Here is a 15,294-nt window from a genome sequence, read left to right as displayed (position 1 = left end):
TGGCTGGCACGGGGGCTGGGCATCGCGCTGATGTGGCTGGCCAAGGCGTTGTTCGTCTGGCCGTGGGCGGCGTTGTGGCGGTATGTGGGCCCCGGAGGACCGTCACCGCACCCCGAAAAGCCCCGCGCAGCGGCAACCAGCTCGCCGCAGGCGCAACGGCGAGCAAGCCAAAACGTCGCCCCAGGCAAAGTGCAACGGAAGGTCAAACAACCATCCCCGACAACCACCCCCCCGCCGCCCCCCGAAACACCCCCGGCGGCAAGCCCCCCGCCCCTTCGGGGATGCGGCCGAGGAGAGGCGCGCCCGCCGCGGCCGGAAGGTCGGCCAGGTTGCAGCGGGCGGCCAGGTCCGGTTCGGCCGGCCAGCTGCCGATGACGACGCCGGGGCAGTCGAGACCGTACGTGCGCAGCGCCAGCGCGGTCAGCGCGGTGGCGTTCAGCGTGCCGAGGCCGGCCTGGGCGACCACCAGGACGGGCGCGCCCGCCAGTCGCGCGGCGTCGGCCAGCGTATGGCCGTCCGCGTCGAAGCGTACGAGCAGCCCGCCCGCGCCCTCGACCAGCACGAGATCGTGCGAGGCGGCCAGCTTGGCGGCGGCCTCGGCGATGTCGTGCGGGCGCACCGTCGGCAGTCCGGCGCGCAGCGCAGCCGTCGCGGGCGCCAACGGCTCGGGGTAGCGGGCCAGTTCGAGCGTGGTCACCGGGCCGGCCAGCCGCTCGACCTCCGCCGCGTCGCCCCTCTCCTGCGCCGTGACGCCGGTCTGGGCCGGCTTGAGCACCGCCACCGAACGGCCCTGGGCGAGCGCGGTCGCGGCGATCGCGGCCGTGGTCACGGTCTTGCCGATCTCCGTGCCCGTGCCGGTCACGAACAACACCGACATCTGTGCGTCTCCTCTCAGCCCTCGCGCGCCGCCGCGCACACCGCGGCGCAGATGTGCGCCAGATCGTCGTCGCCGGTGATGTACGGCGGCATGGTGTAGATGAGATCGCGGAAGGGCCGCAGCCACACGCCTTCCCGGACGGCGGCCCGGGTCGCGGTGGCCATGTCGACCTCGTGGTCGAGCTGGACGACGCCGATCGCGCCGAGGACGCGTACGTCACGCACCCCGGGGAGGGCACGGGCCGGCGCCAGCCCCTCGCGCAGTCCGGCCTCGATCCGCTTGACCTCCTGCGCCCAGTCCTGGGACAGCAGCACCTCGATCGAGGCGTCGGCGACGGCCGCGGCCAGCGGGTTGCCCATGAAGGTGGGGCCGTGCGCCAGCACCGGCAGCTCGCCCTGCGAGATGCCGTCCGCGACGGCCGCCGTGCACAGCGTCGCGGCGAGCGTGAGATATCCGCCGGTCAGCGCCTTGCCGAGGCACATCACATCGGGCGCGATGCCCGCGTGTTCCGCGGCGAAGAGGGCGCCGGTACGGCCGAAGCCGGTGGCGATCTCGTCGAGGACCAGCAGCACGTCGTGTGCGTCGCAGGCCTCGCGGAGCACGCGCAGATAGGCGGGGGAGTGGAAGGACATCCCGCCCGCGCCCTGCACCACCGGCTCCACGATCACCGCGGCCAGCTCGTCGGCGTGCCGGCCGATCAGCTCGCGAAGATGCGCCGCATACGCCTCGTCGGGCGCGGCATCGAAGCCGGGCGGCGGCGCGTCCGCGAAGATCTGCCGCGGCAGCACCCCCTGCCACAGCTCGTGCATGCCGCCCTCCGGGTCGCACACCGACATCGGCTGCCAGGTGTCGCCGTGATAGCCGCCCCGCCAGGTCAGCAGGCGCTGCTTACGGGGCTTGCCCAGCGAGCGCCAGTACTGGAGGCACATCTTGACGGCGACCTCGACGGACACCGAGCCGGAGTCGGCGAGGAAGACGTGCCGGAGCGGCTCGGGCGTGATGTCGACCAGCCGCTTCGCCAGGCGTACGGCGGGCTCATGGGTGAGCCCGCCGAACATCACATGGCTCATCCGCTCCAGCTGGCCGCGCGCGGCCTCATTGAGCACCGGGTGGTTGTAGCCGTGCACCGCCGACCACCAGGAGGACATGCCGTCCACCAACTCGTCCCGGCCCTCGGCCGGTTCGGCCAGCCGCAGCCGGACGCCGGACGCCGACTCGACCAGCAGCGGCGCGGCCTTGCCGGGCATCGGCCCGTACGGATGCCACACGTGCTGCCGGTCGAGCGCGAGCAGTTCGCGGGGGGCGAGCGGCTCAGGCATTGGGCGGAAGGTCGGTACCGGCGCCGCGGCGGCGCACCGCCACGAGGTCGCGGCGGGTCTCGTCGGACGGCGCGGGGACGGTGGCGGCGGGCGCCTCGTCGTCGGCGGCCGGGGCCTGTGCGGCGTCCTCGCCGTCCGCGCCGCACTGCCGGCGGTGCTCCGGCAGCGTCGTGGTGTCCGTGCCCTCGACCTCGAACCCGGCGTCCGCGATCATCGCCAGATCGTCCTTGCCGGCCTGGCCCTCGCTGGTCAGATAGTCGCCGAGGAAGATGGAGTTGACCAGGTGCAGGGCCAGCGGCTGCATGCTGCGCAGATGGACCTCGCGGCCGCCGGCCAGCCGTACCTCGATGTCCGGGCAGACGAACCGGACCATCGCCAGGATGCGCAGCGCACGCTGCGGGGTGAGGTTCCACTCCTTGGCGAGCGGGGTGCCCTCGAAGGGGATCAGGAAGTTGACGGGGACGGAGTCGGGGTCCAGGTCGCGCAGCGCGAAGACCACGTCGACCAGGTCTGCGTCGCTTTCGCCCATGCCGGCGATCAGCCCGGAGCAGGCGGACATGCCCGCCGCCTGGGCCTGCTGGACGGTGGAGACCCGGTCCGAGAAGTCGTGTGTGGTGCAGATGTCGCCGTAGGTGGCTTCCGAGGTGTTGAGGTTGTGGTTGTACGCATCGGCGCCCGCCGCGCGCAGCCGGTCGGCCTGGCCGTCGGAGAGCAGCCCGAGGCAGGCGCACACCTCCACGCCCTCGTTCTGCTCCTTGATCGCCGAGATCGTGTCCGAGACCCGGTCCACGTCCCGGTCGGTGGGACCGCGGCCGCTGGCCACCAGGCAGACGCGCTTGGCGCCGCCGGCCACTCCGGCGGCGGCCGCCTGGGAGGCCTCATCGGGCTTGAGCCAGGTGTACTTGAGGATCTCGGCCTTCGACCCCAGCCGCTGGGAGCAGTAGGAGCAGTCCTCCGGGCACAGCCCCGACTTGAGGTTGACGAGGTAGTTGAGCTTGACCCGCCGCCCGAACCACTGGCGGCGCACCTTTCCGGCCGCGGCCACGACATCGAGCAGTTCGTCATCGGAAGTCGCCAGCACGGCCAGCGCCTCTTCACGGGTCGGCAACTCGCGCCGCAGTCCCTTGTCCACCAGTGTGTTCAGCAGGTCCATGGCGATGATCCTGGCGTACGCCACCGCCCCCGGCCAAGGAGGATTCCCACAACGAGCGGCGATCGGGGTGTGTGTATCGCCACACCGTGGGCGTGCGGAACGACCGCTAACGTCTATCGACAGCCCACAATCGAGGCCGAACCACGAAGGACGCCGATGCCGCAGGACTCCGCCCCGCCGCTGCTCCGTGACGCCCCGCCCGCCGAACCCTCCCGCCAGGCATACCACGCGGCCTTCGACTGGATCGACACGGCACGCACCGAGCGTCAACGGGCCGGGCTCGTCCGCACCCTGCGCCCCCGGCCCGCCGACTCCCCGCTGCTCGATCTGGCCAGCAACGACTACCTCGGGCTCGCCCGCCACCCCGAGGTCACCCACGGGGCGGCCGAGGCCGCGCACCGCTGGGGCGCGGGCGCGACCGGCTCGCGCCTGGTCACCGGCAGTACCGAGCTGCACGCCCTGCTGGAGGAGGAACTCGCCGCATTCTGCGGCTTCGAGGCCGCTTTGGTGCTGTCGTCCGGGTATGCCGCAAATCTCGCCGCCGTCACCGCGCTCACGGACCGCGCCACCCTCGTCGTCTCCGACGCGGGCAACCACGCCTCCCTGATCGACGGCTGCCGCCTCTCCCGGGCCCGTACCGAAGTCGCCCCGCACGCCGACCCCGAGGCCGTACGCGCCGCGCTGACCGGCCATGACGGCCGGGCGCTCGCCGTCACCGACTCGGTGTTCTCGGTCGACGGCGACGCCGCGCCGCTGCCCGCGCTCGCCGACGCCTGCCGCACCCGGGGCGCCGCGCTGCTCGTCGACGACGCGCATGGCCTGGGTGTTCTCGGCGACGGGGGGCGTGGCGCGCTGTGGGCGGCCGGGCTGGCCGGCGACGGCGATGTGGTGGCCACGGTGACGCTCTCCAAGTCGCTCGGCTCGCAGGGCGGCGCGGTGCTCGGGCCCGCCCGGGTCATCGAGCACCTGGTCAACACCGCCCGCTCGTTCATCTTCGACACCGGCCTCGCCCCGGCGGCGGCCGGCGGCGCGCTCGCCGCGCTCCGGCTGCTGCGCCGCGAACCGCAGCGCGCGGGGCGCGCCGGGCAGATCGCCCGCGAGCTGCATGACCGGCTCACCGCGGCGGGGCTGGCGGCGGTACGCCCGGACGCCGCGGTGGTCTCGGTCCGTGCCCCGTCGCCGGAGGCCGCGGTGCGCTGGGCCGCCGACTGCCGTACGGCCGGCCTGGCGGTCGGCTGCTTCCGGCCGCCGTCCGTCCCCGACGGGATCTCGCGGTTGCGGCTCACGGCACGCGCCGACTTGACGGAGAGTCAGATCGATCGGGCCGTCGGAACGATCGTGGCCACGGCGCCGACGGACTGACGGCCCCGCGCGGCCGGCGCCCCATACGTCCCAAATCCGGTCTCGCGTGGCAGAGTTCACCGCATTGAGCGATAGATATCTGTATAAGTTGGTGGATCGAGCACCACACCGGCAGCATCGGTGGCAGTCTGGCGCACAGCAGAAGTCCGAGGCGGCAGCGGTGTCCCGAGCGGCATTCCGCAAGCCCCCTGGTCAGCGGACCGGAGCCGGCCTCGGTGGGAAAGGGACGGCGTCGCGATGGCAGACCACCAGGAATCCTCACTCACGCTGCCGAGCGCCCCGGCCTCGGTCGGCCTCGCCCGCAGACACACCCTGGACGTGCTCGCCGAATGGGGCCTTCCCGCCGATACCGAAACCGCCGACTCCGTCCGTCTGATCGTCTCCGAACTCGCGACCAACGCCGTCCAGCACACCTTCGGCCAGTCCCCGACCTTCACCATCGAGCTGCGGCTCGACCGCGACGAGGTGCTGAGGGTCGGTGTCACCGACAGCCATCCCCGCCGGCCGCGCCGGCTGCCCGCCGCCGTCCAGCAGGACAACGGCCGGGGCATGGTCATCATCCGCTGCCTCGCCGCGGAAGCCGGCGGGCGGCTGTCGGTCGTCCCGACCGCGTCCGGTGGCAAGACCGTCTGGATCACGATGCCGTGGCGGGTCGCGGTCCGCTGACCGTGCGCCGCTGCGGTGCAGGAACCTTTCGCTGGAGCCTGTGGCGCGGCGCCGCCGGTTCACCGGCTCGTGTGCGGCGCCCGGTGCGCCGCGGTCAGTCCAGCAGCGCGGCGGCCTCTTTGCGGGCCTGCTGCAGCCAGGCCGCGCGGGTCTCGTCGGCCGAGTCGGTGACCGTACGGAAGACGACCCGGCGCACATCGGTGACGCCCACGTACGGCAGGACGCAGGCCGCCCAGATCCGTTGCAGCGGGTCGCCGAACTCGCTCTCCTCGCGGTCGGCGGGGGTGTCCGAGGTGTTCAGGACGAGGGCCCGGCCGGCGCGGAGGAGCCCCGCGGGCTCGCCCTCGGCGGTACCCAGTTTGTAGGCGACGCCGGGCGCGAGGACACGCTGTACCCAGCCGGTGAGGACGGCGGGCGGCATACCCCACCAGTTCGGGTGGATGAACACCATCGCGTCGAGTGTCGCCACCTCCGCGCGGTGCAGCGCCAGCTGCGGGTCGTGGGCACAGGGCGCCGAGCGGACCGTCTCGGTCTCCTCGGCGGCGAGCAGCGGTGCGAACTCCTCGGCGCAGAGGTCATGTGCGCGTACCTGGCACCCGCGCCCGGACAGCTCCGCCACGACGGCGTCGAACAGGGCATGGTTGAAGCTGCCCGGCCGCGGATGGGCAAGGTACACGCCTATGCGCATGGTTCGTCCCCCAGTCGAAATGAGCCGTCATCGGCTGCCGATCGGTGCCCGGGTGCCCGGGCGCCCGCTCGGCTGATCGTCATTATGCGGGGGTGGCCGCCCCGGGGAGCCGGTTTCGGGATCACCGTGAGGCCCGGCCCGGGCCTCACGGCGTGGGGGAGTGGCGGCCGAACGCGCCGCGCAGCAGGGCGCGCAGGGTGTCCGCGGCGGGCGTGCCGCCGCCGGGGCGGTAGGCCACCGAGATCCGCCGGCGCAGCTCCGGCGGGTCCAGCCGGCGGACCCCCAGCGGGGTCACCGAGCCCTCCGCCATCATCTCCGGGACCACGGCCACTCCGAGCCCCGCGCTCACCAGCGCGCACACCACCGCGTAGCTCGGCGACTCGCAGCGCACCGCCACACTCGCCCCGGCGGCCGACAGCGCCGCCTCCACCTCGCGCCGGTTGGGGTTCGCCGGAGCCATGCTGACCAGCGGCTGACCGGCCAGCTCGGTCAGCGGCAGCCGCCCGGAGGCCGCCGACAGGGCGTGGCCCGGCGCGGTGACCAGCACCAGCTCCTCGGTCAGCAGGGGCTCCAGCGACACGCCGTCCGGCGGCGGCATCGCCGCACCCGGCACATACTCGTGCGTCAGCGCCAGATCGACCTCGCCCAGCGCCACCGCCTCGGTGGCCAGCGGTGGTACGTACTCCGTCACGCTCAGCTCCACATCGGGGTGTGCCCGGCGGAACGCGCTCAGCGCGGGCGGCAGCAGATGCGTACCGGCCGTCATGAACGTGCCGATCCGCAGCCGCCCGCCGGACAGCCCCGTCAGCAGCGACAGCTCGTGCCGGGCCTGCTCCAGCTCGTCGAGCACCCGCCGCGCGCGGACGAGCAGCAGCTCACCGGCCGCCGTCAGCCGCGCCCCGCGGTGGTGGCGAACCAGCAGCGCGGCGCCGGCCTCCCGCTCCAGCTTGGCGAGCTGCTGGGAGAGCGCGGGCGCGGTGTAGCCCAGCCGGGCGGCCGCCCGGGTGATCGAACCGGCCTCCGCCACCGCCACCAGAGCGGCCAGCCGCGTGGGGTCGTACATCACCACCTCTTTAGGCCGTCAAAGAAGATTGCCAATACCCATTAAAGGCTCTGACCAGCGAAGCTGCTCTCATGGACGGACAGCTGATCGCCTTCACCGGAGTCGCCGCGGGCATGGTCACCATGCCGGGCGCGGACTTCGCGGTCGTGGTGCGCAATGCCCTCGACTCGCGCCGGGCGGGGGTGGCGACCGCCGTCGGGGTGGCGGGCGGGCTGCTGGTGCACACCGCGCTGGCGGTCGCCGGGCTCGCGGCGGTGCTGGTCGCCGTGCCCGCACTCTTCGGCGCCGTCCAACTGCTCGGCGGCGGCTATCTCTTGTACCTCGGGTGCCGCGCGCTGATCGCGGCCGGCCGCGGCCGGGCGGCCGCCGCCGCGGATCCCGCGAGCGGCCCGGACGCCGTGCTGAGCACCGCGCAGGGGCTGCGGCAGGGCTTTCTGACCAATGCGCTCAATCCCAAGGCCCCCGTTCTCTTCCTCAGTCTGCTGCCGCAGTTCGTCCCGGCGGGTCAGCCGGCGCTGCCCCGTACGCTGCTGCTCGCCACGGTGGTCGTCGCGATGGCGCTGGTGTGGTTCCCCGCCGTCGCGCTGCTCGTCGACCGGCTGGGATCCTGGCTGCGCCGCCCGAGGGTGGCCCGCGCCCTGGAAGCCACCACCGGCGCACTGCTCACCGCCCTGGGCGGCATCCTGCTCGTCGAGCTGCTGGCCGCCTGAGGGGGGCTCCGTCCGCGCGTGGCCGGGCACGGTCCCTGTGCGCCGGCCGGAGCTCAGCCGCGCCCGCCGTGCGGCACCATCAGGACCTCGGCGCCCACCGGCACGAACCCGGCGGCGAGCACCCCGCGCACGCTGCGCGCATTGCCGGGGGCGACCTGCGCCCACAGCAGCTCGCCCGCCGGAAGCAGATGCCGGGCGGCGTACGCCAGCCTGCCGCCGAGACCGCGCCCCTGGCCGCTGCCGTCCACCTCGACGGCCAGCTCCCAGCGGCCCGCCACCCCGCGGCCGATGACCAGCGTCCCGCCGTCGGTGGTCGTCCAGGCCCGTATGTCGTCGCGGTGGCGCAGGGCGCGGGTGATGCGCGGGTGGCTCCGGTCCGTCGTCTCCACCAGCTCCAACGGCGGCGGGCCGGGCAGCGCCTCGGCGACCGTCGTCATGTCGATGTTGTTGGCCTCGCGGCCCACCCGCTCGCCCAGAGCGGTCAGGAACGGCGGGCTGAGCGGCCCGGCGAGATCACCGGGGGCTATCCGGTCGTGCACCCAGGAGGGCTCCACATCCGCGAACACCACGGCATGGCAGGTGAAGGACACCACCCCGGTGTCCCGCGGGGAGGGCGGGGGCAGCACCGTCACCGACCCGTCCGCGGGCGGGAAGCTGCCGCGGGCGGCGGCCGTCAGCACCTTGCTCAGTTGCGAAGTCACACCGTCAAATTACCGGCGACCACTGACAATTGACCGAGCGTGAGGTGAAACCGCAGGTCAGCCCACTCGTCCATACCAGACCGTGGGGCTCCAGATCCTCGCCAGCCGCACCACGTCGCCGGTCTTGGGCGCATGCCAGATCCGGCCGTGGCCCGCGTAGATGCCGACGTGGTAAATGCCGCGGGCCGAGTGGAAGAAGACCAGGTCACCGCGTCTTCGGGAGGTGGCGGGGATGTGCTGGGTGTGGCCGTACTGCGCGGCGGCGCTGCGTGGCAGGAGCCGGCCGGCGAGCTTGAACGAGTACAGCGTCAGCCCCGAGCAGTCGAACCGGTACGGCCCTTCGGCGCCGTACTCGTACGGCGAGCCCCGCTTGGAGGCCGCGACCTGCACCGCCTGGGCGGCGACGGACGCGGCCCCGGCGTCCGTCGCCGCCCCGGGGGCAAGCGTGGTCCCGCCGAGCGTGGCCAGTGTCAGAGCGGAGACGGTGCCGGCGCGCACCAGCAGATTCGGCCTATGCGTGCGCACGGTCATGCGCAAACCCTTCGTCAGCCGCCTGCGAAGGAAGACCTGTCGGGTTCGGGCAGGCGAAGATGCCCTGCCGTGCGTACGGCTTCACCCCAAGGGGTCCGTGGGCCGTGAAGGCCCGGACCCCGTCGTGCTCGGGTCCTCCGCTCCCGCCGGTCCACACCGTCGACCGGACATCCGGCACGGCGGCGGGATTAGGCGCCCGTGCGGACCGCCCCGTCGCTGTGGCGGGGTCTTGTCGTCCAAGGGATCGTCACGCACCGGACCCCCGAATTCCGAGCTGAAATCGACATGTGTGATATGGGTCACGTTTGCGCTGAATGGTTAGATTTGTTCCTTCGGGTGGCGGGGTGCGGAGTGTCGCGGTCCCGGGACCTGGGGCGAAACATCGAGGGCCGCAGGAATCCGCTCCGTCCGCGCAATTCGTCGCCTCCCGGCAAGGGGCCCGGACGCTACGCCGTCCGGGCGGCCCCGGCGCTGCGCGTGTCGGGTCACCCGTCCTCGGACGGCGGCACGGTCACCAGCCCGGCCCGGCGCTCGCCGTCCAGCACCCGCAGCGCGCGGGCCAGCGTGTCGCGATGGAACTCGCTCTCGCCCCGGTTGTGCATCAGCGTCAAGGCGTCCCGCAGTTCGGCGGCCTTGCCGACGAGCGCCTGGGCGGCGCGTAGACCGCTGTAGGTGTGGCCGCCGCGGGCCGGATTGATGCGGCCCAGCAGGTCGAGCACCTCCAGGTAACGGTCGATCAGTTCGCCCTCGGCGCGGGTCAGGGCGGGCAGCGGCGGCGGTTCGGGCGGCAGCATCCGGCTCACCCCGTAGCGGGCTGGCGGGCCGACCGCTTGCGGTTGCGGGTGAGCCCGTCGATCAGGCCGTACTCCTGGGCGGCGCGGGCGTCGAAGATCTTGTCGCGCTCGATGTCGGCGGCGATCCTCTCGGGCGTCTGGCCGGTGTGCCGCGCCAGCATCTCCACCAGCATGTCGCGGCTGCGCAGCATCTCCTCCGCCTGGATCTGCAGGTCGGTGGTCTGCCCCTGGACGGGTTCGCTGAGCGCGGGCTGGTGGATCAGCACCCGGGCGCCGGGCAGCGCCAGCCGCTTGCCGGGGGTGCCGGCGGCCAGCAGCACCGCCGCCGCGGACGCGGCCTGCCCCAGGCAGACCGTCTCCACGTCGCACGACACGTACCGCATCGTGTCGTAGATGGCGGTCATCGCGGTGAGGGAGCCGCCGGGGGAGTTGATGTAGAGCGAGATGTCCCGCTCCGGCGCGGCGTGTTCGAGGTGGATGAGCTGCGCCATGACGTCGTTGGCGGAGGCGTCGTCGACCGGGGTGCCGAGGAAGATGATGCGCTCGCTGAGCAGCTTGGAGTACGGGTCCATGGTGACCGCGCCCTGTGAGGTGCGCTCGGTGAACTCGGGCAGGACATAGCGAGCGGTGGGTCGCAGCATGACTGCTCCTCTCGTCTGTAAAAAATGTACAGGATGTACATCCCGTTAGAATGGGAGCATGGCCTACGAAATTCCGGTGACGCAAGCCCGGGCAGAGCTCGCGGATCTCATCAACCGCGTCGTCTACGGCGGCGAGCGGGTGGTCGTCACTCGCCACGGCAAGCCGCTGGTCGCGCTGGTATCCGCCGCTGACCTGCAGCTTCTCGAAGAGCTGGGGCGGCCTGAGCAGGGTGCGGAGGAGGAGCAGGTGATCAGTACGGTCTCCGCCGTCCGCCAGCTGCCGTCCGCTCCGGGCGAACGGCGGCGGTTCGGCATCGCCGCGGAACACCGCGACCCGGCCGCCGGGGATCGGCGACCGGGTCGGGAGAGGTGACCGGTCGGTCGGCGCCGACCCTTTCAGGAGGGCGCTGACCGTATGTCAGGAGGACCGGTTCAGGAGCTGAGCTCCCAGATGGCGTGGGCGATGGCGTCGGTGTTGTTGTCCAGCGCCTTCTCGTCGATGTTCTTCGAGGTGTCGCAGGACTGGTGGTAGCAGGCGTCGAACGCCTTGCCCGCCTCGCCGCCCCAGTTCTTCGCCTGCTCCTCGGTCTTGATGTAGTCCGCGCCGGAGAACAAGCCGCCGACCGGGACGCCCACGTCCTTGAAGGAGGCGTGGTCCGACCGGCCGTCGCCCTCGGTCTCCTTCTCGGTGGCGAGGTTCTTCGTGGCGAAGAAGTCCTTGAAGACCTTCTCCAGGCGGGTGTCGTCGTCGTAGACGAAGTAGCCCGGGTTCGGCGAGCCGATCATGTCGAAGTTCAGGTACGAGTCGAGCTTCGACTTGCCGGCGCCGAGGGTGTCGACGTAGTGGCGCGAGCCGACCATGCCGTCCTCTTCGTCGCCCCACCAGCCGAACCGCAGGTGCTTGGTGGGCTTGAGGTCCGCCTTGGCGACCGCGAGCGCGACCTCCAGGATTCCGGCCGAACCGGAACCGTTGTCGTTGATGCCGGGGCCCGAGTCGACCGAGTCCAGGTGGGCGCCGGCCATCACGGTCTTGCTCTCGTCGCCGCCGGGCCAGTCGGCGACGAGGTTGTAGCCCTTGGCGCCGTTGTTGTCGAACTCCTGGACCTCGGTGGTGAATCCGGCCTTGTCCAGCTTGCCCTTGACGTAGTCGATGGACGCCTTGTAGCCCGGCTGTCCGTGGGCGCGGTTGCCGCCGTTGGCGTCGGCGATCGACTGCAGCTGGTCGAGATCGGCCTGGACCGCCTTGACGTCGATGTCCGGGGCGGCCGCCGGCGCGGTGCCGGCGTGGGCGCCGGTCGCGATGAAGAAGGTGGCGGCAACGGCGGTGACGGTGCCGGTGGCCAGCGCGGCCCGGCGTATTCGTGCAGAACGAGACACAGTGTGGCTCCGATACTGGTGTGGGGGGTTGGTGCGGAGCTGATTGGACGCGCACATGTTTGACGCGCACATGAGGATTGCGATCACTGCGGAGATCGTCAAGAGCGCATATCGGACAGGCGTGTTCGCGGAGCGGGGCATGTCTCGTATGGGAGGAAAGCGGCGGATTGCGGCGGCGCGGGCCGTCCGGCCTCGGGGTGTGCGTGCCTTCGGGGTCCGGAATGCGCCGCCGATTCCGCGTACGGCCAAGGGGGCGCGGTCGTACGGCGATCGGGAAGCGGGTTGCTGTGCCGTAACAGGCGCGTAGACCGCGCGTTACATGGGGCGTACGAACAGGCGCTGATGTGTCGCTGGTCGTAACGTCGCCGAAATCCGGCCGAACTAGCCTCCCGGTGTGGGGCGCTTGATGGCCAAGTGCTGGAAGTCGGTTTGCTCCTCCTTTAATTGCTGAGTGGTACACCTATCGTCACGGGTGTGCTCACGCCTGTGACCTGGGCTTATGTGTCCGGGCGGGAAGACTGTGAGGTGGAACGTATGCAACTGACCCCGCATGAACAAGAACGCTTGATGATTCATGTGGCGGCAGACGTGGCCGAAAAGCGACGTTCCCGGGGGCTGAAGCTCAACCATCCGGAGTCGATGGCGCTACTGACCGTGCACATCCTCGAAGGCGCCCGGGACGGCCGCACCGTCGCCGAGCTGATGTCCTCCGGCCGCAAGGTCCTCACCCGTGACGAGGTCATGGAGGGCGTGCCCGAGATGATCCACGACGTGCAGGTCGAGGCCACCTTCCCGGACGGCACCAAGCTCGTCACCGTTCACGAACCCATCAACTGACGGCGGGAGAGCAGCAGATGATCCCGGGACAGATCTTCCCCGCCGACGAGCCGGTGCGCCTCAACGAAGGCCTCCCCCGCACCCGTATGACGGTCCTCAACGCCGCCGACCGCCCCGTCCAGGTCGGCTCCCACTACCACTTCGCCGAGGCCAACCCCGGCCTCGACTTCGACCGTGCGGCCGCGCACGGCAAGCGGCTGAACGTCGCGGCCGGCTCCGCCGTGCGCTTCGAGCCCGGCATTCCCACCGAGGTCGAACTCGTCCCCATCGGGGGAAAGCGGATCATCGCGGGCCTGCGGGGCGAGACCGGAGGCACCCTCGATGTGAGCGACGCACGGGAGGCCGCCGGGCCGCAGGCCTCGCACGGCCCGCACTGTCGCCGAGCGGGCGGAGAAGCGAACGGAGCCGAGGGTGTCTGAACTGAGCCGCCAGGCCTACGCCGACCTCTTCGGCCCGACCGCCGGCGACCGGATCCGGCTCGCGGACACCGACCTGGTCATCGAGATCACCGAGGACCGCGCGGGCGGACCCGGCCGGGCCGGCGACGAGGCCGTCTTCGGCGGCGGCAAGGTGATCCGCGAGTCGATGGGCCAGTCCCGCGCCACCCGCGCCGAGGGCACCCCCGACACCGTGATCACCGGCGCCGTCGTGCTCGACCACTGGGGCATCGTCAAGGCCGACGTCGGCATCCGCGACGGCCGGATCGTCGCCGTCGGCAAGGCCGGCAACCCCGAGACCATGGACGGCGTCCACCCCGACCTCGTCATCGGCCCCGAGACCGAGATCATCGCCGGCAACGGCAAGATCCTCACCGCCGGCGCCATCGACACCCACGTCCACTTCATCTGCCCCCAGCAGGCGGACGAGGCGCTGGCCTCCGGCGTCACCACCATGGTCGGCGGCGGCACCGGGCCGGCCGAGGGCAGCAAGGCCACCACCATCACCCCCGGCGCCTGGCACGTTGCCCGGATGTTCGAGTCGATGGACTCCCTGCCGGTCAACGTCGGGTTCCTCGGCAAGGGCAACACCACGTCCGTGGCCTCGATGCGCGACCAGCTGCGGGCCGGCGTCCTCGGCTTCAAGATCCACGAGGACTGGGGCGCCACCCCGGCCGTCATCGACGCCTGCCTGAACGTCTGCGAGGAGAGCGGCGCCCAGCTCGCGATCCACACCGACACCCTCAACGAGGCCGGATTCCTCGGCGACACCCTCGCCGCCATCGCCGGCCGTTCGATCCACGCCTTCCACGTCGAAGGCGCCGGCGGCGGCCACGCCCCCGACATGATCGCGATGGTCTCCGAGCCGAACGTGCTGCCCGCCTCCACCAACCCCACCCGGCCGCACACCGTCAACACCGTCGAGGAGCACCTCGACATGCTGATGGTCTGTCACCACCTCAACCCCGCCGTCCCCGAGGACCTGGCCTTCGCCGAGTCGCGGATCCGCCCCTCCACCATCGCGGCCGAGGACATCCTGCACGACCTCGGCGCCATCTCGATCATGTCCTCCGACGCCCAGGCCATGGGCCGCATCGGCGAGGTCGTGCTGCGTACGTGGCAGACCGCGCACGTGATGAAGCGGCGCCGGGGCGCCCTGCCCGGCGACGGCGGCGCGGACAACCACCGGGCCCGCCGCTATGTCGCGAAGTACACCATCAACGCGGCCATCGCCCAGGGCATCGACCACCTCGTGGGCTCCGTCGAGGACGGCAAGCTCGCCGACCTCGTGCTGTGGGACCCGGCGTTCTTCGGCGTCAAACCGCAGCTCGTCATCAAGGGCGGCCAGATCGCCTATGCGCAGATGGGCGACGCCAATGCCTCCATCCCCACGCCGCAGCCCGTCCTGCCGCGCCCGATGTTCGGCGCCACCGGCAAGGCGCCGGGCAGCAACTCGGTCAACTTCGTCTCCCGGCAGGCGATCGAGGACGGCCTGCCCGAGCGCCTCGCGCTGGCCAAGCCCTACGAGGCGATCCGCAGCACCCGGGGCGTCACCAAGGCGGACATGCGCAACAACGACGCCCTGCCGCGCGTCCAGGTCGACCCCGACACCTTCACGGTCACCATCGACGGCGAGGTGGTCGAACCCGCTCCCGCCGCCGAACTCCCCATGGCCCAGCGGTACTTCCTCTTCTGAGCGCGCGATGAACGATCAGCGGTACGACCAGGACGAGCAGGAGCCGCGCCGATGAGCCGGGCAGCGCTGCTGGTCCTCGCCGACGGCCGGTTCCCGGCCGGTGGGCACGCCCACTCGGGCGGTGCCGAACCGGCCGTTAAGGCGGGACGCATCAAGGACGCCGCGAGCCTGGAGGGTTTCTGCCGGGGGCGGCTGCACACCGCGGGCCTGGTCGCGGCGGCGCTGGCCGCCGCGGCCGCCGCGGGGCACGACCCGCTCGCCCTGGACGACGCGGCCGACGCCCGTACGCCGGTCCCGGCGCTGCGGACCACCGCCCGCAAGCTGGGGCGGCAGATGATGCGGGCGGCCCGCGCCACCTGGCCGTCGCCCGAGCTCGACGCGCTGGCCGCGGCCCGGCCGCGCGGCGCCCACCAGCCCGTCGTGCTGGGGCTGGCCGCGCGGT

Annotated in this window: 18 protein-coding genes and 1 riboswitch; of the genes, 8 read left to right on the top strand and 10 right to left on the bottom strand. The window is 72.1% G+C overall.

The window, feature by feature from the left end:
• Nucleotides 1–202: 202 nt before the first annotated feature.
• The 3 genes from bioD to bioB are packed head-to-tail and all read right to left on the bottom strand — an operon-like array spanning nt 203 to nt 3,349.
• Complete coding sequence (bioD, locus tag ACWD6P_RS35660; RefSeq protein ID WP_451448372.1) at nt 203–877, bottom strand: dethiobiotin synthase; 675 nt, start codon at nt 875–877, stop codon at nt 203–205.
• 14 nt (nt 878–891) lie between these two features.
• Nucleotides 892–2,196: an adenosylmethionine--8-amino-7-oxononanoate transaminase gene (locus tag ACWD6P_RS35655; protein ID WP_451448371.1), complete on the bottom strand. Its 1,305-nt coding sequence runs from the start codon at nt 2,194–2,196 to the stop codon at nt 892–894.
• Nucleotides 2,189–3,349: a biotin synthase BioB gene (gene bioB, locus ACWD6P_RS35650; protein ID WP_451448370.1), complete on the bottom strand. Its 1,161-nt coding sequence runs from the start codon at nt 3,347–3,349 to the stop codon at nt 2,189–2,191. The genes ACWD6P_RS35655 and bioB overlap by 8 nt, the downstream gene beginning before the upstream one ends.
• Before the next feature lie 156 nt (nt 3,350–3,505).
• Here bioB and ACWD6P_RS35645 point away from each other — a divergent pair, with 156 nt between their 5' ends.
• Complete coding sequence (locus ACWD6P_RS35645; protein WP_451448369.1) at nt 3,506–4,711, top strand: 8-amino-7-oxononanoate synthase; 1,206 nt, start codon at nt 3,506–3,508, stop codon at nt 4,709–4,711.
• A gap of 237 nt (nt 4,712–4,948) precedes the next feature.
• A complete protein-coding gene (locus tag ACWD6P_RS35640) occupies nt 4,949–5,377 on the top strand; it encodes an ATP-binding protein (protein WP_451448368.1) in 429 nt (142 codons plus the stop codon).
• 94 nt (nt 5,378–5,471) lie between these two features.
• Here the strand turns inward: ACWD6P_RS35640 and ACWD6P_RS35635 are convergent, their stop codons facing one another.
• Nucleotides 5,472–6,065 (bottom strand): NAD(P)H-dependent oxidoreductase, encoded by a 594-nt coding sequence (locus ACWD6P_RS35635; RefSeq protein ID WP_451448367.1) that lies wholly within the window; start codon nt 6,063–6,065, stop codon nt 5,472–5,474.
• A gap of 145 nt (nt 6,066–6,210) precedes the next feature.
• The gene (locus ACWD6P_RS35630) at nt 6,211–7,128 is read right to left on the bottom strand and encodes a LysR family transcriptional regulator (protein ID WP_451448366.1); all 918 of its coding nucleotides are present in this window, start codon (nt 7,126–7,128) and stop codon (nt 6,211–6,213) included.
• A 71-nt stretch (nt 7,129–7,199) separates the two neighbouring features.
• On the opposite strand from ACWD6P_RS35630, the gene ACWD6P_RS35625 reads away from it, so the two are divergent.
• A complete protein-coding gene (locus ACWD6P_RS35625; RefSeq protein WP_451448365.1) occupies nt 7,200–7,838 on the top strand; it encodes a LysE family translocator in 639 nt (212 codons plus the stop codon).
• Nucleotides 7,839–7,891: 53 nt separating this feature from the next.
• Here the strand turns inward: ACWD6P_RS35625 and ACWD6P_RS35620 are convergent, their stop codons facing one another.
• From ACWD6P_RS35620 to ACWD6P_RS35605, 4 genes are all read right to left on the bottom strand, one after another.
• On the bottom strand, nt 7,892–8,539 hold the full coding sequence (locus ACWD6P_RS35620; RefSeq protein ID WP_451448364.1) for a GNAT family N-acetyltransferase: 648 nt from the start codon (nt 8,537–8,539) through the stop codon (nt 7,892–7,894).
• A gap of 57 nt (nt 8,540–8,596) precedes the next feature.
• The gene (locus tag ACWD6P_RS35615) at nt 8,597–9,070 is read right to left on the bottom strand and encodes a C40 family peptidase (RefSeq protein WP_451448363.1); all 474 of its coding nucleotides are present in this window, start codon (nt 9,068–9,070) and stop codon (nt 8,597–8,599) included.
• Between the two features lie 4 nt (nt 9,071–9,074).
• Nucleotides 9,075–9,262: riboswitch (cyclic di-AMP (ydaO/yuaA leader) on the bottom strand.
• Nucleotides 9,263–9,555: 293 nt separating this feature from the next.
• On the bottom strand, nt 9,556–9,864 hold the full coding sequence (locus ACWD6P_RS35610) for a hypothetical protein (protein WP_451448362.1): 309 nt from the start codon (nt 9,862–9,864) through the stop codon (nt 9,556–9,558).
• A 5-nt stretch (nt 9,865–9,869) separates the two neighbouring features.
• Complete coding sequence (locus ACWD6P_RS35605; RefSeq protein WP_451448361.1) at nt 9,870–10,505, bottom strand: ATP-dependent Clp protease proteolytic subunit; 636 nt, start codon at nt 10,503–10,505, stop codon at nt 9,870–9,872.
• 58 nt (nt 10,506–10,563) lie between these two features.
• Here ACWD6P_RS35605 and ACWD6P_RS35600 point away from each other — a divergent pair, with 58 nt between their 5' ends.
• Nucleotides 10,564–10,878 carry a type II toxin-antitoxin system Phd/YefM family antitoxin gene (locus ACWD6P_RS35600; protein WP_451448360.1) on the top strand — a complete coding sequence of 105 codons (315 nt, stop codon included), beginning with the start codon at nt 10,564–10,566 and terminating at the stop codon, nt 10,876–10,878.
• Between the two features lie 59 nt (nt 10,879–10,937).
• Here the strand turns inward: ACWD6P_RS35600 and ACWD6P_RS35595 are convergent, their stop codons facing one another.
• Nucleotides 10,938–11,882 (bottom strand): M28 family metallopeptidase, encoded by a 945-nt coding sequence (locus ACWD6P_RS35595; RefSeq protein ID WP_451448359.1) that lies wholly within the window; start codon nt 11,880–11,882, stop codon nt 10,938–10,940.
• Between the two features lie 534 nt (nt 11,883–12,416).
• Between ACWD6P_RS35595 and ACWD6P_RS35590 the strand changes: the two genes are divergently transcribed.
• From ACWD6P_RS35590 to ACWD6P_RS35575, 4 genes are all read left to right on the top strand, one after another.
• A complete protein-coding gene (locus tag ACWD6P_RS35590; protein WP_451448358.1) occupies nt 12,417–12,719 on the top strand; it encodes an urease subunit gamma in 303 nt (100 codons plus the stop codon).
• 17 nt (nt 12,720–12,736) lie between these two features.
• Nucleotides 12,737–13,138 (top strand): urease subunit beta, encoded by a 402-nt coding sequence (locus ACWD6P_RS35585; RefSeq protein ID WP_451448357.1) that lies wholly within the window; start codon nt 12,737–12,739, stop codon nt 13,136–13,138.
• Nucleotides 13,131–14,852, top strand: coding sequence for an urease subunit alpha (locus ACWD6P_RS35580; protein ID WP_451448356.1), 1,722 nt, complete (start codon nt 13,131–13,133; stop codon nt 14,850–14,852). The genes ACWD6P_RS35585 and ACWD6P_RS35580 overlap by 8 nt, the downstream gene beginning before the upstream one ends.
• Before the next feature lie 51 nt (nt 14,853–14,903).
• On the top strand, nt 14,904–15,294 hold a 391-nt coding region (locus ACWD6P_RS35575; protein WP_451448355.1), incomplete at its 3' end, for an urease accessory protein UreF.

This window comes from Streptomyces sp. NPDC002446 (genome assembly GCF_053595675.1).
This window is presented reverse-complemented; position numbering and strand designations above follow the sequence as displayed.